Annotated in this window: 16 protein-coding genes and 2 pseudogenes; 9 read left to right on the forward strand and 9 right to left on the reverse strand. The window is 37.5% G+C overall.

Annotated features, from left to right (window positions below):
- Positions 1–2 precede the first annotated feature (2 nt).
- The 6 genes from DET59_RS06725 to DET59_RS06750 form a co-directional block, all read right to left on the reverse strand.
- Positions 3–200 (reverse strand): hypothetical protein, encoded by a 198-nt coding sequence (locus DET59_RS06725; protein WP_113968855.1) that lies wholly within the window; start codon positions 198–200, stop codon positions 3–5.
- A complete protein-coding gene (locus DET59_RS06730; protein WP_113968856.1) occupies positions 197–1,606 on the reverse strand; it encodes a sensor histidine kinase in 1,410 nt (469 codons plus the stop codon). Before DET59_RS06730 ends, DET59_RS06725 begins: the two co-directional genes overlap by 4 nt.
- The gene (locus DET59_RS06735) at positions 1,603–2,316 is read right to left on the reverse strand and encodes a response regulator transcription factor (protein WP_258549600.1); all 714 of its coding nucleotides are present in this window, start codon (positions 2,314–2,316) and stop codon (positions 1,603–1,605) included. Before DET59_RS06735 ends, DET59_RS06730 begins: the two co-directional genes overlap by 4 nt.
- 1 nt (position 2,317) lies before the next feature.
- Complete coding sequence (locus tag DET59_RS06740) at positions 2,318–3,187, reverse strand: cytochrome c oxidase assembly protein (RefSeq protein ID WP_113968858.1); 870 nt, start codon at positions 3,185–3,187, stop codon at positions 2,318–2,320.
- Positions 3,188–3,241: 54 nt separating this feature from the next.
- Entirely contained in the window at positions 3,242–3,976 is a 735-nt protein-coding gene (locus DET59_RS06745) for an urease accessory protein UreH domain-containing protein (RefSeq protein ID WP_113968859.1), read from the reverse strand.
- A gap of 136 nt (positions 3,977–4,112) precedes the next feature.
- Positions 4,113–4,361: a hypothetical protein gene (locus DET59_RS06750; protein ID WP_113968861.1), complete on the reverse strand. Its 249-nt coding sequence runs from the start codon at positions 4,359–4,361 to the stop codon at positions 4,113–4,115.
- A 508-nt stretch (positions 4,362–4,869) separates the two neighbouring features.
- Between DET59_RS06750 and DET59_RS06755 the strand changes: the two genes are divergently transcribed.
- The 6 genes and pseudogenes from DET59_RS06755 to DET59_RS06780 all read left to right on the forward strand — a co-directional run.
- Positions 4,870–5,427 (forward strand): hypothetical protein, encoded by a 558-nt coding sequence (locus DET59_RS06755; protein ID WP_113968862.1) that lies wholly within the window; start codon positions 4,870–4,872, stop codon positions 5,425–5,427.
- A 92-nt stretch (positions 5,428–5,519) separates the two neighbouring features.
- Complete coding sequence (locus DET59_RS06760; RefSeq protein WP_142675568.1) at positions 5,520–5,708, forward strand: SHOCT domain-containing protein; 189 nt, start codon at positions 5,520–5,522, stop codon at positions 5,706–5,708.
- A 99-nt stretch (positions 5,709–5,807) separates the two neighbouring features.
- Positions 5,808–6,497, forward strand: coding sequence for a response regulator transcription factor (locus DET59_RS06765; protein WP_113968865.1), 690 nt, complete (start codon positions 5,808–5,810; stop codon positions 6,495–6,497).
- On the forward strand, positions 6,494–7,867 hold the full coding sequence (locus DET59_RS06770; protein WP_113968866.1) for a sensor histidine kinase: 1,374 nt from the start codon (positions 6,494–6,496) through the stop codon (positions 7,865–7,867). Before DET59_RS06765 ends, DET59_RS06770 begins: the two co-directional genes overlap by 4 nt.
- Before the next feature lie 284 nt (positions 7,868–8,151).
- Positions 8,152–8,562 (forward strand): annotated as a pseudogene (locus DET59_RS06775) (DUF6431 domain-containing protein); the annotation flags it as partial.
- A pseudogene (locus tag DET59_RS06780) lies at positions 8,546–9,383 on the forward strand (IS3 family transposase); the annotation flags it as partial. The pseudogenes DET59_RS06775 and DET59_RS06780, both read left to right, overlap by 17 nt.
- Positions 9,384–9,446: 63 nt before the next feature.
- Here the strand turns inward: DET59_RS06780 and DET59_RS06785 are convergent.
- The gene (locus DET59_RS06785; RefSeq protein ID WP_113968869.1) at positions 9,447–10,058 is read right to left on the reverse strand and encodes a YdhK family protein; all 612 of its coding nucleotides are present in this window, start codon (positions 10,056–10,058) and stop codon (positions 9,447–9,449) included.
- A gap of 165 nt (positions 10,059–10,223) precedes the next feature.
- On the opposite strand from DET59_RS06785, the gene DET59_RS06790 reads away from it, so the two are divergent.
- The 3 genes from DET59_RS06790 (at position 10,224) to DET59_RS06800 (ending at position 13,330) form a co-directional block, all read left to right on the forward strand.
- Complete coding sequence (locus DET59_RS06790; RefSeq protein ID WP_258549602.1) at positions 10,224–11,603, forward strand: sensor histidine kinase; 1,380 nt, start codon at positions 10,224–10,226, stop codon at positions 11,601–11,603.
- On the forward strand, positions 11,600–12,286 hold the full coding sequence (locus DET59_RS06795; protein WP_113968871.1) for a response regulator transcription factor: 687 nt from the start codon (positions 11,600–11,602) through the stop codon (positions 12,284–12,286). Before DET59_RS06790 ends, DET59_RS06795 begins: the two co-directional genes overlap by 4 nt.
- 378 nt (positions 12,287–12,664) lie before the next feature.
- Positions 12,665–13,330, forward strand: coding sequence for an urease accessory protein UreH domain-containing protein (locus DET59_RS06800; RefSeq protein WP_309472443.1), 666 nt, complete (start codon positions 12,665–12,667; stop codon positions 13,328–13,330).
- Positions 13,331–13,503: 173 nt separating this feature from the next.
- On the opposite strand, the gene DET59_RS06805 is transcribed toward DET59_RS06800, so the two are convergent.
- A complete protein-coding gene (locus DET59_RS06805; RefSeq protein WP_113968874.1) occupies positions 13,504–15,546 on the reverse strand; it encodes a heavy metal translocating P-type ATPase in 2,043 nt (680 codons plus the stop codon).
- 265 nt (positions 15,547–15,811) lie between these two features.
- Positions 15,812–16,636 carry a prolipoprotein diacylglyceryl transferase gene (gene lgt, locus DET59_RS06810; RefSeq protein ID WP_113968875.1) on the reverse strand — a complete coding sequence of 275 codons (825 nt, stop codon included), beginning with the start codon at positions 16,634–16,636 and terminating at the stop codon, positions 15,812–15,814.
- Positions 16,637–16,788: the final 152 nt, after the last annotated feature.

A 16,788-nucleotide genomic window follows, 5' to 3' on the forward strand; every position in this document is an offset into this window, starting at 1 on the left:
GATTAACTCCTTTTTTTGAAATAAATAAGATATAAAATAATCCCTGCTACTATCGGTATAGACATCCAAAAACAAAGAGTAGCAAATGTTTTAAAGTAGGTTTCTACCTCTTGATAAAACATGAAAGTTCCTGACATGGTTAGACAAGCTAAACCGGTTAAAATCAGTACAAGCGGTATGAGGAATTCCCATTTTTTCATGATGACTCCTCCATATAAATTGGAAACCTTAGGGTTACCTTTGTTCCTTTTCCTACCTTACTTTGAACGTCAATCGAACCATTTTGCAAACTCACAAGGTGCTTTACTATAGAAAGTCCTAAACCCGTACCACCATATTTTCTTGATCGGGATTTTTCAACCCGGTAGAACCTATCAAACAAAAAGGGAATTTCACTTTCCGGAATACCAATCCCTGTATCTTCGATTTCAATGGCCACATATGAATCTTCACTGAGCAATCGGATTACTATTGAACCTTCCTCGGTATATCTAATGGCGTTTTCAACCAAGTTAATGAGAACTTGTTCAATCCTTAGTCCGTCTGCATATATAGTTGGAATCGAAATCACAGAATCAAAGGAAACCCGCAAACCCTTTTCCTTTGCCTTTAACTGCGTTTTTTCCAATGTACTTTCAACAACTTCAATTAGATCTACCTCTTCCAGTAGCAAGTGAAAATGACCTTCTTCCATTTTTGAAAGTTCAAACAAGTCATTTACTAACTTAGTCATTCGTGCAGCCTCTTGTTCAATAATAGATAAATATCGTTCTTTTTCTTCCTCTGTTTCGTAAATTCCCTCTTTCAGAACTCTTGCATAACCATCAACGTATGCTAGAGGAGTTCTAAGTTCATGAGAAACACTTGCGAAAAACTCCTTACGATTGGTTCGATAACTCTCGAGTTCAATGGCTAAATCATTAATCGATCTTCCTAACGCACCGATTTCATCACCTGTAGTGATACCAACCCTGGAATGGAGTTCCCCTTTAGCCATTCCTCGAGTAACTGACACCATATCTAATAATGGTCTCGACAGCCTTTTAGATACGAAATAGATCAAACCTGAGGCCAATAATATACTGCCAACGCCTGCAAGAATCAGCAAATTCTTTATTACTTCTAGTGACTGGGTGATTGGTCCAATGGATGAGAAGACATAAATACTGCCAATAAACTGGTCTTCTTCATCAAAGATCGGTCTCCCAATATAGAGGAAGCTTTCATCTAGCAACGGATCCTCATATTCATATCTTGGAACGTTTTCTTCCTCCTTCAGAAGCAAAGGCTTCATTGTTACTTTTCGACCATTTTCAAAACTAGGAAGACCCGAATTGGCTAAAACTTTTCCTTTACTATCAACAATGACGATTTCCTTATCTGTCATTGTTGCTAAAGTCTCGAACATTTGCAGGATTTGTGTATTATCCACTGAGGAAATTGATTCTGCATAACGCTTAGACAAATCCATAAGTTGATCTTGGACCTTACTATAGTAGAACCCAGAAAAAATTTGTTGTGTTACAAAGCCTAATGGGAGCAAAATAATTAATACAATGAGTAGGATACTTCCACCCAGCTTAACGACAATCCGATTCCAATTCATTGGTCCATCTCAACTTCGTGGAATTTATACCCTACTCCCCACACTGTTTTAATAGGATTAAACGATAGCTTGTTCTTTCTGAATTTCTCTCTTAGGTTCTTAATATGGGAGTCAACTGTCCGTATATCCAAAACCTCATGAATCCCCCACACTAGATCCAGAAGCATATCCCTTGTATATACTGATTTTGGATTTAGAATAAACAACAAGATAAGTTCATATTCCTTAGGTGTTAATTCAAGAAAATGATCTTTCACATAAACCTCTCTTGCATTTTGATCAATCCGTAAATCTTTTATCTGGATCTCGTCTTGCGAAGTATTAAGTGACTCCTTTTTTATAGAATTTGATCTTCGCATAAGAGCTTTTACTCTTGCCAGCAACTCTTCTGCTTGATAGGGTTTCACTAAGTAATCATCTGCTCCTATATCGAAACCCCGTACTTTATCCTTAATTTCACTTCTGGCAGTTAACATTAAAATCGGAGTTTTTTCATTACTTTTTCGAATTTCCCTGCATACTTCCCAACCAGACATGTCCGGCATCATCACATCCAGCACAATCAAGCTTATTTCATGGTTGTCGAAAACAGTTAACGCATCTTTTCCATTCTTGGCTCCCATTACTTCAAACTCTTGTCCTAAATGAATCGATAACAGCTTCCTCATGTTCCATTCATCATCCACAATTAAGATTCTTTCTTTCGCCACTTTATATCACGTCCAAGTTATAACTTTTTTCGTTTTCTCTTTCTTTTTTTGCCCATTTAAAAAATATATAACCAATCATGGAGCCATAAACGATCTCTTGGAACACTTTCATAATGATTCCACCCGTTCGTTGGTCATCTAACGGAGGCAGAAGGTCAAACAATTGAGGGGCGTTTGAATAAACAGTATAAAAAGGATCGTTTGAAAAGATAATTAAGGCACATGCGGGAGTTAGTAAAACTCCGGAAGCAAAAATATATCCTATTTTTTGAATTTCGGATAAAGTTTCTAGCTCTCTAGTTAGAGGGATTAACGGTACCCACATAAGAATTGCTGTGAAAGTTAATACAGCATGTGTCATATTATGAAGTAACGTATTCCCGACTACCGTATTGAAAACAGTCGGTATATGATACAAAGAAAACAAAACGTTAAACAGAAGAAGTAAAATTAACGGATACTTTAAAATTGAAAATATTTTTTTCTTTAATCCCCATGCCATTAGGGGTTCTATTATCTTCTTTGGCAACCCAAGTAACAATAAAGGGGGTAATGCGATATAAACTATAGATTGTTCCAGCATATGTGCACTGAACAAGTACTGATCCCCTAGAAGATGCAGTGGACTTCCTAATGCTATATAAAAAACTACGAGTGCCAGAAAAAAACAGATGGACTGACTAAATGATTCCTTAAATTTAATTAAATAGAATCCCATTATGACAATTAACACAGCAGCAAGCAGGTAGTTCCATTCATTGAAAATATTTTGAGGCAGTTCCCCCCTTCCATCCCCATGAGCTTTTGAACTAAGTGATAATAACATCATGAGAACCGGCAGTAGTAACAAGATTCTTTTATATTTATTCATTATTCTCCCTCATTCTGATGTTAACTGTTATTAGAGTTGTTCGCTAAAAAATGTTCAGATTGTCCAATAAGTTAATGTATCAACCACTCCTAAAAGAATCATGATTACGCCAGCAGCCCTTTGAATAACAAAACCAATCTTCCGGCCTTTTTCCATTACAGTCCCACCAGCCTCAAAATACCAAATTAAAAATATAGCAATAAATAAAGGAAGGGTTGTTCCAATAGCAAATATACTAGGCAATGCAAAACCATAGGAAGTTGATACGACAACCGGCATTAAACTTACGAAGAATAATACAAACATCGTTGGACAGAAACCTAAAGAAAAGCTGACTCCCATTAAGAAAGAGCCCAGTTTACCTTCTTTGATAAAATCACTCGGAATTTTCAATAACGTTAAGGTCCCCCTTAGCTTGATGATCCCCAGCATAAACAGGCCAGATAATAATAAAACTGGACCGATTACTTTCCGCATCCATGGAAAGAATTCCGTAATTTCTTGCTGAAACTCATTACCTAAAGACCACGCTAACAATCCTATTGCAGTAAAAGTGAGGATTTTTCCCAAGGTAAAAAAGACAACTTCCGACCAAGCCAAACCCTTCTGTAAAGATTTATTTCCATAAAGCGTGATAGCCCCTATATTACCTGTAAATTGACATGGGGCAAGTGCACCAACAATCCCTAATATAAAAGCAAAAAATATAGGAACTCCTTCTGTTCCATACGTTAGGTTTATAAACGGTTCAGATAGAACATTGCTTATTCTTGAAAAAAATTCGTACAAGTTATCACCCTATTCATTTGGTCAAAGGTAAGTTTAATTGAAATTTATGAAGAAAGTATGGAGAAATGTTTCTATTTAAAATGATCAGTTGCAATACCTAAGGTCAAAATATTTCTGATTTCGTTATAACTGTCTATTAAAATACATTTAACATCCATTTAAGTATCACAAACACATAGAAAAGTAATAAGAAATCTAAAAGAAGTATATTCCATAATATAAGCCCTGATTTTTTGTTTTTTAATACTAAAATTAAAAAAACAGTTGGAATCAAAGCAACAAAAAATAAGTTCACCCAAAATAACTGAAAGTTTTGGATCGGAGTAGAAACCAGAGCAATTGGCAAAACACATAACGATAAGGAGATGGCTGTACCGCCAATCATACTCATACTCCCCCTGTCGGCTGTCTCCTGCGTACGATCTTCCAGGTCTTAAAAACTTCGAGGCTGTGCTTAATGCCAAGAATGTATGTATTGTTAAATTAACTCCCTCTATAAAGAAAGAGATAACTCTTGTTTTCTTGCTGTCCCAATAATTGAAGAAGGCAATAGGTCCCAATCAGTTGGATGCTCTTCAGTTATTTCCCCATTTAACGGAAGATGAAGATGTAGTTCACCTGATAGTTCTTGTAGTACCTTTCGATAAAAGGAATTGTCCATTTGTACTGTGTCTCATACTGTATCAAGTTAAGCTTTCTTTATATTTTCATTTGGCTTCCTCACTTATTTAGAAGTTTGTTTTAATTAATTTTCCCAACTGTAGGTCGTTTATCAATAATCTTAACAAGTTCTTGACATTCTCCTGATAAGTTCTGAAAATTGGTCGGTTATATTGTTAATAAGGGAAAGGAATTACACTTTCCACTTATAATTAAAACAGGAGTGAGTTCAGATGAAAAAATTATCAATAGTGGCAGGGCTTGTTGGGGCCTTTGCAATTGGATCAATGACTGGAGGATCAGTCCTTTCATATGCCAGTTCTAGTACTGGGATCAATGATACATCTTCAAATATCATGGGCCAAAATCAAATGATGGTTTCGAATCAAGGTTCCGAAATGATGAATATAATGGGTGATTCGAATGGAATGGGTATGATGGGAAATATGAATGAGATGATGAATACCATGTCTAATATGAATGACTTAATGACTGATCTCTTTAGCGAAGCTGCCAAGACACTGGGTATGACAACAGTTCAACTTCAAAAAGAAATTCAAAGTGAAAAATCACTTAACACGATTGCAGGTGAGCAAGGAGTAAAGGTGGATAAATTGACGAACGAGTTGGAGAAAGTTGTTCAAAAAGAGATGAAACAATTAGAGAAAGAAGGAACCGTGATAACAGAGCAACAAAAAGAAATGTTACTTTCCATGAGTGACAACATCGGAATGATGCTAAATACTACAGGAATGTTTCCTTGTAACGGGTCTTTCGATGAGTCCAAATAAATAGATCATAAAGGGGTTGTTTGTATATGTGGAATAATGGTGCAGAATGTTTAGGAGGTGGGTTTCCAATGATGATGTTTGGTGGGATTTTTATGTTAATTTTTTGGGGGCTTGTTATTTGGTTAATTGTATTAGCGATACGAAAATTGTCATCAGGAGATAAATCAAGCCAAACTGTCAACGCAGTTGAAGTACTAAGACAGCGATACTCCCGAGGAGAAATCGATACAGAGGATTACAGACAACGACTTCATGAGTTGACAGATACGGATAAAATTTGATTATAGAGATTAAACCTTGATAAACTTTTATCAAGGTTTATGTTTGTTTTTTGTGCTAAAAAACGAAAAATACAAATGGATACGAGGGGTACCTTTCCGATGAAAAAAACAGTAATGATAGTAGATGATCAAGACGAATTAAGAGAATCAATTTCAACATTCTTACAAAATGAAGGTTATCAAACGATAAATGCTCGTAATGGCAATGAGGCGTTACATCTCATTGAAGAGAAACAAAATGTCGATATCATTTTGCTTGATGTCATGATGCCTGAAAAGGATGGTTATGTGACGTTACGAGAATTGCGAATGGACAAAAATAAAACGCCAGTCATTATGCTAACAGCTAAAACAGATGAGATCGATAAACTGTTGGGACTTGAGATTGGTGCAGATGACTATATTACAAAACCGTTTAGTTTACGTGAAGTTGTTGCTAGAATGAAGGCGGTGTTAAGGCGAACGTCTGAAGAACAAGCAGACGATGAATGGATTCAGAAAGCAGATATAAAAATTAACCTAAACACATACGAAGTTTATGTCAACGATACAAGGGTAAATTTAACCCCTACAGAATTTAAAATTTTAACGACACTTGTAGAAAAACCGGGTAGAGTTTATAGCAGATTACAACTTATGAACATTGCCGTTGGAGAAGCATTTGTTAATTATGAACGTTCCATTGATACCCATGTCAGCAACTTAAGAAGAAAACTGTCAGAGCTAGGGTCTTCTGCAACGATTCAAACTGTTTACGGGATAGGTTACCGTTTGGGAGTGGAAGCATGAAGCTGAGAGGTAAGGTCCTCATTTCATTAGCTACTGTCATTATATTTATGGGTCTCTTTCAAACTCTATTTTTTCAAACACGTATAGAAAAGATATTTGAAAATTATCTTTCGGAAAGTGATCAGATGAAGGTTGAAATGATGCAGCACGCACTGATCTCCTATTATAATTCAACAGGCTCATTAAAAGGTGTAGAACAAGCTCTTGAAAATGCAAATAGAATGAACATGAATATGAGAAGTATGATGGGAGGTATGGGAGGAACTATTGGAATCGTTGTTTTAGATGCTTCGGGGGAAATAGTAGCAAATACAGCACAGAAAAAGATGGAGGACAAGAACTTTTCAGTTAAAGAACCTCTTGTCATTAAAGGAGAAACCATCGGGAACATGATTGCGTATCCCATTAAAAACGATTCTGTTTCTCGTCTAGAACAACAATTTGTCCAATCGGTCAATTTAACGATTCTTTTTGGTTTTCTATTTGCTGGCATGATTACTTTGATCATTGGGTTCTTTCTTTCCAAGAAAATAACTAACCCCCTTTCACAGCTCGTATCAGGTATTGAACATGTTTCAAAAGGTAATACCAAAAAATTCAGGGTAAAGATTACTTCAAATGATGAATTCAAACAACTTGGTGATGCTTTTAATCAGATGACAGATACATTAGAGCGAACCGAGCATATACGAAAATCTCTTGTGGCTGATGTTGCACATGAGTTGAGAACTCCTCTTTCTATTATTCGTGCAAAATTAGAGTCAATCCAAGCTGGTGCCCTTGAAGCAACAGAAGAAGTCATTTTAAACGTAAGTGATGAAGTATATCGTCTCTCAAGACTGGTCAATGACTTGCAACAGCTTAGTCTTGCAGAGTCTAAAACATTGCCACTTCACAAAAAACGTACAGAAATAAATATTTTTATGGAAGCTATTCTTTCACAGTTTGAATGGTTTGCAGACGAAAAAGGTATTAAGCTTCATTTAAATAAAAGTTCTAATGATATATCCATCGAAATTGACCAAGACCGTATAACCCAAGTCATTGTTAATCTTCTTGGTAACGCACTTCGTTATACTCCTGATAACGGAACAGTTACGGTTAATGTAAATGTGGAAGGTAATTCAGTAATTCTAAGTTTTAAAGATACAGGACCTGGTATTGATGAGCCAAAACTCCCCTTTATTTTTGAGCGTTTTTATCGTGTAGATGAGTCTCGTAAACGTGATGAGGGTGGTGCAGGACTTGGGCTTTCTATTGCAAAAAGTTTTGTTGAAATACATGGTGGGGATATCAAAGTGACAAGTTCGAAAGGAGAAGGGACGACTTTCGTAGTTATGTTACCTATACAGAACGAGTCTAAGAGTTAGTCTGTTAAAAACGAAAAATGATGCGGTAGTTGTTCACTACCGCATCATTTTTTCTTCCATATTTGTTAATGCTGATTAAAAACGTCCACTTGTTGACGGTATTGTTTGTCCTGGGATTGACGGATATAATGTCCTTAATTACCCTGAAGAAAGGAAAAGACGCCTTCCATGATGCCGGCCATTACCAGTGGCGCTACGTAAGACTGATTATATCATAGTGGAATCCGCCGATAAAGGCGTTTTTTATTAAATGTGCAGAAAAGGTTCCTTAACCCTGTTGTAATCATCAGGACTTCAAGGTCATCGGTTCAAGGGAGAGAAAGTTAAAAGATGAAAGAGGCATGGCCCGAACGTTTATCATCGGGAGGCTCCGATGCCTTCAGTGCGGCGAGATTCACCACGAACTTCCTGACTTAATGATCCCATATAAACGATACGCTGCAAATGTCATTGAGGAAACCATTTTCCAAACAGCCCACCTGACGGTGGCAGCTGATGAATCTACGATTTACAGGTGGAGGAAATGGTTTTCTACTTTGATTGATTACTGGTTGTTTATTCTTCAATCCTTACTGATTCAATTTGAGCAGATTGAGACCCCAACGGTCTATCTGTCCAGTCGTCTGTTGCCTGTACATAAACGAATTGGAGAATGGTTCGGCATCCTTAAATCACAGAGTTTTGGGGCTCAATGACACAAGGAAAGGTAATTCCGGGAGACCTAGAGAACTAGAGTTGTCCCTTAAGGAAAAGAACGCTCGATTGGAAACGCAAATCAACCTACTTAAGGCCGAAAATGAACTTCTAAAAAAGATTCGGTTCGCGGAAAGGGGGCTAAAAAAGTAGTCCTCTCTCCTAGTCAAAAGTTCATTCTCATTCGTTTCGTAATAAAGAAATATAAGCTTAAAAAAATGGTGAGATACCTCTGTGGAATCGCAGGAGTTTCTAGAAGTGCTTATTATCAATACCACTCTCACGAGCCTCAAGAGCTTAGAAAACAACGAGAAGCAAAAGATGAAGAAGTGAAGGAAATCATCTTAAAAGCATTCCGTTTTAAGAATCGCAAGAAAGGGGCGCGTCAAATCAAAATGACTTTGGCGGGTCAATTTAAGATTGTCTATAACTTGAAAAGAATACGAAGAATTATGAAGAAGTATAACATCGTTTGCCCCTTCCGGAGGGCGAATCCATATAGGCGTCTAATGAAGGCAACCCAGGAACACTCTGTGGTCCCTAACCTACTAGAGCACCAATTCAATAAGGGTAAACCCGGAGAAGTCCTTTATTAACAGACATCACTTACTTGTTGAACTATGGAAAAAATTCCAGGGCTTATTTATCTATGATATTGGATGGCTCGAGCGGAGAAGCTCTTGCTTACCATTTGTCTGACAGAATGACTATGGAATTAGTCACTAAGCAATACATCACTTATTATAATCACTATAGATATCAATGGAATCGAAAAAAGATGACCCCTGTTCAATACAGAGATCATCTTTTAGAAGCAACTTAGGCTTTTTTTAAATGTCCTTTACAAAGGGTACACTTTAATGTACGGATAAGCTCTTTTCGTTTATCATTGTTCTTTGGATGACAGCTCACTTTCCGTAACCCATTTATGATTTTTCACTTCTTCTCCGCCATCCGTTGGAGTGTAATCGACCATATAGACGGTTGTTTCTTCAGCTGAATCAATCGTGGCTTTAGCACCATCCATTCCTTCCATGTGGTTGGCATTTAATACGACTTCATCTCCCTGCTTATATGGTTCTTCCCTGGGGTTCTCCAGTTCTTCATGGATGACCCACTTGTGGTTTTTAACTTTTTCACCACCGTTTGTAGGCGTATAAGAAACAGTGTATACTACAGTGTCATAAGCACCTTGGATAGTCGCCTCTGCACCTTTCATCCCCGGCATATGATCCGTTTCGAGTAAGGCATTGCTTCCGACTGCATATTTAGGGTTTTCTGCCTCCTTCAAGCCTTCTGGAACTTCACCCGAACCAGAATGATTCATTTCACCATGGTCCATATCGTCCATATCATCCATATCTTCTTTTTCTTCCATCTTCTCTTGATCACTTTGGTTTTCGTTGTTTTCTGTCTTTTCCCCGTTGTTGCTAGAACAAGCTCCTAGAACAAGAATAGATAGTGTTACGAAAAGCAAAGCAATTCTTTTGATTGTCATGTTGACTCCTCCTTACTTACGTTTCATTAAAATTTTACCCTGTAGATATGCAAAATATATGTAGAAACAAAAACTATTTATAAGCTAGAGTTAACTGTTAAAACTGCACAAATTCTTCAAAAATAAAATGTAAACTTATTAATAGTTCAGAATTGAGGTTTGATAATGAAGATATCTACCAAGTTAACGGTATATTTCACGATCGCAGTATTTATTTTGGTTGTTTTCATCTTGATTTTTCTCCACGAAAGTATCGTGAACAGTAGAATAGATGAAGAAATAAATTCCATTCAATCAAGAGGTGAAAGTCATCGCGACGTATTAGAGGATAACTATACTCAGCAAACCCTACAGCATATAGCCTTAATGGAATCAAAAACAAGTGCAATTGTTGTTGTTACTGACAAACAAAAGAATATCATTATTTCTTCGGACAAGGTTTCAGATGGAATGGTAAGGGTTATAGAGAAAACTTTTGTAGCTTCCTATCCCAATAGCAATATGCTAAAAAATGACTACCGAAATGACGATTACATTGTATCTGTGTCTTCCTATCGTGCAAATTCTCAAGAAGGTTATATCTTTATGTTTAAACCCACTGGTCCTTTAAGAAAGTTAATCAAGGAACTAAACTCTCACTTTCTAATTGCAGGCTGGCTTAGTTTAGCCCTAATGATTATTATTCATTTTATTCTTTCCAAGATTTTAACCCGGCCCCTAATTAAAATGAAGTCTGCAACCGAGAGAATCAATAGAGGAGATTATGATGTTATGCTTCCTCAAGCAGGAAATGATGAAATTGGCCAATTGTCTCAAGCTATACAAAAGTTGTCTGATGATCTAAAGACAATAAAAGCAGAGAGAGCTGAATTTCTAGCAAGTATCTCTCATGAACTTAGAACTCCTCTAACTTACGTGCAAGGTTATACTACTATTGCACAGAGAAAAGAAATCGGGGAGCAGGAGCGAAGGGAATATCTTCAAATTATCGAGGAGGAGACCGGTACAATTGTCCAGCTAGTGGAAAATCTTTTTGAACTTGCAAAGCTTGATGAAAATACCTTTACTATTTACAAGGAAACAGTGGAAATTGGGCCTTTATTAAATAGATTATATACGAAGGTTAAGCCGGCATTTGTTAATCAAAACATTCAATTACATTTTGTAAATTGTACAACTAACATGGTCATCTATGCAGATCCGATACGTCTGGAACAAATTTTCTTGAATCTGCTGGATAACGCTAAGAAATATTCAAATAAAGATACGATGGTTACTCTTACTGTCACCTCTGACTCGAAGAATGCTATCTTCTCGCTTGAAGATGAAGGTATCGGTATCCCTGAAGATGAAATTCCGAATATTTTCACACGCTTATATCGCGTTGAAAAGTCTCGTTCAAGAGAACATGGGGGATCAGGGCTTGGACTATCAATTGTAAAAGAGCTGGTCGAAGCACATAGTGGTGATATTCAGGTGAAGAGTACAATCGGAAAAGGAACGATTATACAATTGTTTATTCCTATCAAGGAGGGCTCTAAATGAAAAACATTCTTATTGTAGATGATGAGGCGAGAATGCTGAATCTCATTGAACTTTTTCTCAAACCGCATGGGTACTCATGTGTTAAAACTAACAATGGTCATGAAGCCATCCAGCATTTGAGGAAGAGAGAATTTGATTTACTGCTGCTTGATATCATGATGCCAGAGATGTCTGGTTGGGAAGTATGTGAAAAGATCAGGACGTTTTCGTCGGTCCCAATCATCATGCTTACTGCAAGGGACACAAAAGCCGATCTTATCAGAGGACTTGAACTCGGAGCAGACGATTATCTCACAAAACCATTTGACGAAGAAGTGCTCCTGGCCAAAATTAAAGCAGCTTTGAGAAGGCACAAGAATGAGTTCCAAACACTTAACTCACACCTCTTAATCAGAGGGGATTTTAGTTTGAATTATCAGTCATTCACACTAATTCATAATGAAAAGCAAATATCACTCACTTTGAAGGAATTTAAATTACTAGAAGCATTAATGAAGAAGCCTGAACAAGTGTATACAAGGCAGCAGCTTCTATTGATGGTATGGGATAATCATGCGGAAACTGAAATCCGCACGGTAGATTCTCATATCCGGAATCTTCGTGACAAGTTAAAATCCGCTCACTTTCCCATTGAGAACCACTTGACCACCATTTGGGGATTTGGTTATCAATGGAAAGTATAAATAAACAAGAAGGCAGGAGAAAATTATATGAAACTTAATAAAGCAATGGGTATATTAATTGGATCTGGATTACTAATAACCGGATGTTCCTCTAAAGCACAAAAATTGAAGAAGTAGAATTAACGTTACCTTCAATGAATAACGAAAATCCTATCATGTTCATAGCACAAAATCCAAAGAATCAGTCAGAAATGACGATAGTGACATACAAAAATGATATCTACCGTACGTCTGACGGCGGCAAGAACTGGACTGAAATTATGGACAGTGGAAGACCTGAGTGATAATAATGAATAAGGTTGTGTAAGTATGTATGAAATACTAACTAGAATCAGTAATACATTAAGTCTCCCGTTTTACAATATGGTGGATAGTTTAATGGATTTTCCTATTTTAGTTGCATTAATCTTAGGATTAATCGGTTCACTCGCGCCCTGTCAGCTCACTACGAATATCAGCGCTATTACTATTTATGGAACCAGCAGTATCCAGTCTAAAATGAAGTGGACAGAAGTACTTTTTTTCATAGCAGGAAAAGTCATTGCATTCTCTTTGCTTGGTCTATTATTTTGGTGGATTGGAAATGATTTCAGATCCAATAGCACTATTTTTTTCTCTGCATTCCGGAAGGTTATAGGTCCCATGATTATTTTTATTGGTTTATTTTTATTAGGCTTCTTCAAGTTGCGTTTCATTAATAAACTATCAAGTTGGATTCCAATTTCATTTAAAGAGGGGAAATGGGGATCGCTCTGGATGGGAATCAGTTTTTCAGTTGCTTTTTGTCCAACTATGTTTATTTTATTCTTTGTAACCCTAATGCCAGTTGCCATTTCTTCTCCTTCAGGCTTTATACTACCTTCATTGTTTGGAATCGCTACATCTATTCCACTTTTAATTATTCTATTCATGATTAGCTTTTTGGAACTTGATGGAACGTTGATTAAGAAAAGCAGAAGGGTAGGTTCCTTGGTTCAGAAGTTTTCTGGGGCAGCCTTAGTTATCCTTGGGGTTTTTGATACGCTCACGTATTGGAGTTTGTAAACCAACAATTAATAAGAAATTCTCATGAAAAAGTATATGATATATGTATTTTCAAATGCATATATAGGAAAAGAGCATCGAAAGAGATGCTCTTTTCCTATCTTGTGATCTATGCTGTTAAATTTCTTAGAGTGTTCCTCAAGTAAGTCACCTGCGCGTTACTCAAAAAAACCTTAAACTTTCAATAAACGTGCATTAATAGCTACTATCACGGTACTGAGTGACATTAGTACCGCTCCGATTGCCGGACTCAGTACAATTCCTGCATTGTACAGTACTCCAGCTGCCAGCGGAATGGCTACAATGTTATAGCCGGCAGCCCACCATAAGTTTTGAATCATCTTCCGATACGTTGCTTTCGATAATGAAATAATGGACACAACATCATTCGGATTACTCTTTACCAAAATAACATCCGCTGTTTCCATTGCCACATCAGTACCTGCTCCCACCGCTATACCAAGGTCGGCGTTTGCAAGAGCCGGTGCATCATTTACACCGTCACCTGTCATTGCTACTCTCAGACCTTCTTTTTTCACCTCCTTGATCTTATCAGCTTTTTGGTGAGGCAACACTTCTGCATAAACCTCATCAAGATCTAAACTATTCGCCACCCAGTTTGCCACCTGCTTGTTGTCTCCTGTCAGCATCATTGCACGGATGTTAAGTTCTTTTAACCGTTTCATGGCTTCCTTCGAGCTTTCCCTCACCTTATCCGCCAGAGCAATCATGGCAGATAATTCTCCTTCAACAAGTACAAACACTACAGTTTTTCCTTCACCGGATAGTTTTTCATAAATATCTTTATCATAGGAAATCTTCTCTTCAGCCATATAACCAGGACTGACCACTCTTACGCTCTTGCCATTAATGGTCCCTTTAAGGCCCTTACCTGTAATGGATTGGAAGTTTTCCGGTTCAGATAACTTAATTGAACGTTTTTCAGCTTCCTCGAAAATCCCTCTTGCAATTGGGTGCTCTGACTGGGCTTCCAATGAGGCAGCGAGCCTTATAACTTCTTCTTCCGAACTTTCAACCAATTGTATATCAGTGATACCAAACTTACCTTCTGTCAACGTTCCAGTTTTGTCGAATACAATTGCATCAAGGATTCTTGCCCCTTCAAAGCTAGCACGATCTCGAATTAACAGCCCCCTCTTCGCAGCAATAGCCGTCGACCTTGCGACTACGAGTGGAGCAGCCAGCCCCAATGCGTGCGGACAGGCAATAACCATGACTGTTACCATTCTTTCCAATGCGTAAACAAAACTTTCCCCTATTAACAGCCACACTGCCATTGTAATGATGCCCGCTAAAAGAGCTATATAAAACAACCATTTAGCTGCACGGTTTGATAAGTCTTGTGTTCGTGACTTTGATTCCTGTGCTTCTTTCACCATCGTCACGACCTGTGAGAGATAACTGTCTTCCCCTGTTTTCTCCACTGAAACTGTCAAGGAGCCTTCACCATTGATTGAACCGCCAATGACTTGATCTTCCTTGAATTTTTCAACAGGCACTGATTCCCCTGTTAACATTGACTCATCAAGTGAGGATTCTCCTTTAATGATCGTTCCATCGACCGGTACTTTTTCCCCCGGCTTAATCAAAACCTTGTCCCCCTGTTTCAATTCTGAAGTCGGAACATCTTTTACATTTCCTTCTTCATCGACGAGGTGAGCTTCTGACGGCATTAACTTCACTAACTCCTCCAATGCACGTGAAGCACCCATGACCGATTTCATTTCAATCCAGTGGCCAAGGAGCATGATGTCAATCAACGTTGCCAACTCCCAGAAGAAGTTTTTTCCAGAAAGACCAAATACCGTAAGCGAACTATAGACATAGGCTACGGTTATGGCCAAAGCAATCAGTGTCATCATTCCAGGTTCTTTTCGCTTTAACTCTTTCCAGGACCCTTCAAGAAATGGCCATCCACCATAAAAGAATATAAACGTAGCAAGGCCGAATAAAATATACATATCGCCAGTAAATCTTAAATCTATCCCTAAGAATTCCTGAATCATAGGTGAGAAAATCAGTATCGGAATAGTGATGATGAGCGAAATATAGAACCTTCGTTTAAAGTCATCAACCATATGGGCATGATGAGAAGCATGATCTTCCTGCTCCCCGTGTACATGTTCATTTTTCATCCCTGGTTCTCCGTGAGACTCTCGGTGCCGATGATGATCATGTGAATTTTGTTGATTCATCCAAATATTCCTCCTTCATAAACAATCTTTCAATTAGTAATGCCCTAAAAATATGCAGAATTCATGAAAATCAATACCTTTACTATTAACAAAAAAGCATAACAGTCAAATTGCATGGCTGTTATGCTTCATAATAAGTTCAATAATTGTAATTATACTGTCATTGGGATGCACCTGTTACTGAGGGCATACTTCAGCATACAAATTTAGATGCACATGCATCACATAATTTCAATGCTGCACAGCCGTTGAGCGTCGCAAGTCATTAGTGCCTCCGATAGTTGTGAAGATAAGGTTCAAGTCTATACTTCTTTCTACGGTAATACATCAGAAATATAGCTATGTAAATAATGAGCAACGAAACCAATTGAGCTACTCGAATACTGTCTGTAAGCATTAGACTGTCTGTCCTCATTCCTTCAACAAAAAATCTGCCCGTGGAATACCAAATCAGGTAAGTGAGGAACACATCTCCCTGCTTTAATTTTGTGAACTTTTTTCTAATAGTGATCAAAACAATAAATCCCAATAAATTCCACATTGATTCATAAAGAAATGTCGGATGATAATAATTACCCTCGATGAACATCTGATCGACTATAAAGTCAGGCAGGAACATTGATTCTAGAAACTCTCTGCTCACTTGAGTTCCATGAGCCTCCTGATTGATGAAATTACCCCATCGTCCAATAGATTGAGCCAAGATCAAACTCGGTGCAGCAATATCGGCGACTTTCCAAAAAGATATGCCTTTTTTATAACAGTAAATAATTGTGGTTAATACCGCCCCAATCAACGCACCATGAATGGCTATTCCGCCTTCCCAGACAGCAATGATATTCAACGGGTTTTCTTTATAGTATTCCCATTCAAAACTAACATAATAGATTCTTGCAAAAAGAATGGAAATAGGAATTGCCCAAATCAAAAGATCCGGAAATACGTTATGGTCCAGACCTGTCTTTCTGGACTCTTTAGTAGCCAGCAAGAACCCTATCAGTATACCTAACCCTATTATTACTCCATACCAGTAAACAGTAAAGGGTCCAACTTCTATTGCTATACGGTCTATCGTGTTTATGTCCTCCACTGTAAAACATACCTCCTTTTAATAGGATAGTTTATCTGATAAATAAGGAGAAATTATGAATTAAAACACTTTTTTATTTAATTGTGAACTTTTTATTACATAAATCTATTTCCTTAAGTTTTGCATTTATTTCACTTAATCTTAAGTTATAA

It is taken from the genome of Rossellomorea aquimaris (assembly GCF_003315075.1).
GTDB lineage: Bacteria > Bacillota > Bacilli > Bacillales > Bacillaceae_B > Rossellomorea > Rossellomorea aquimaris_C.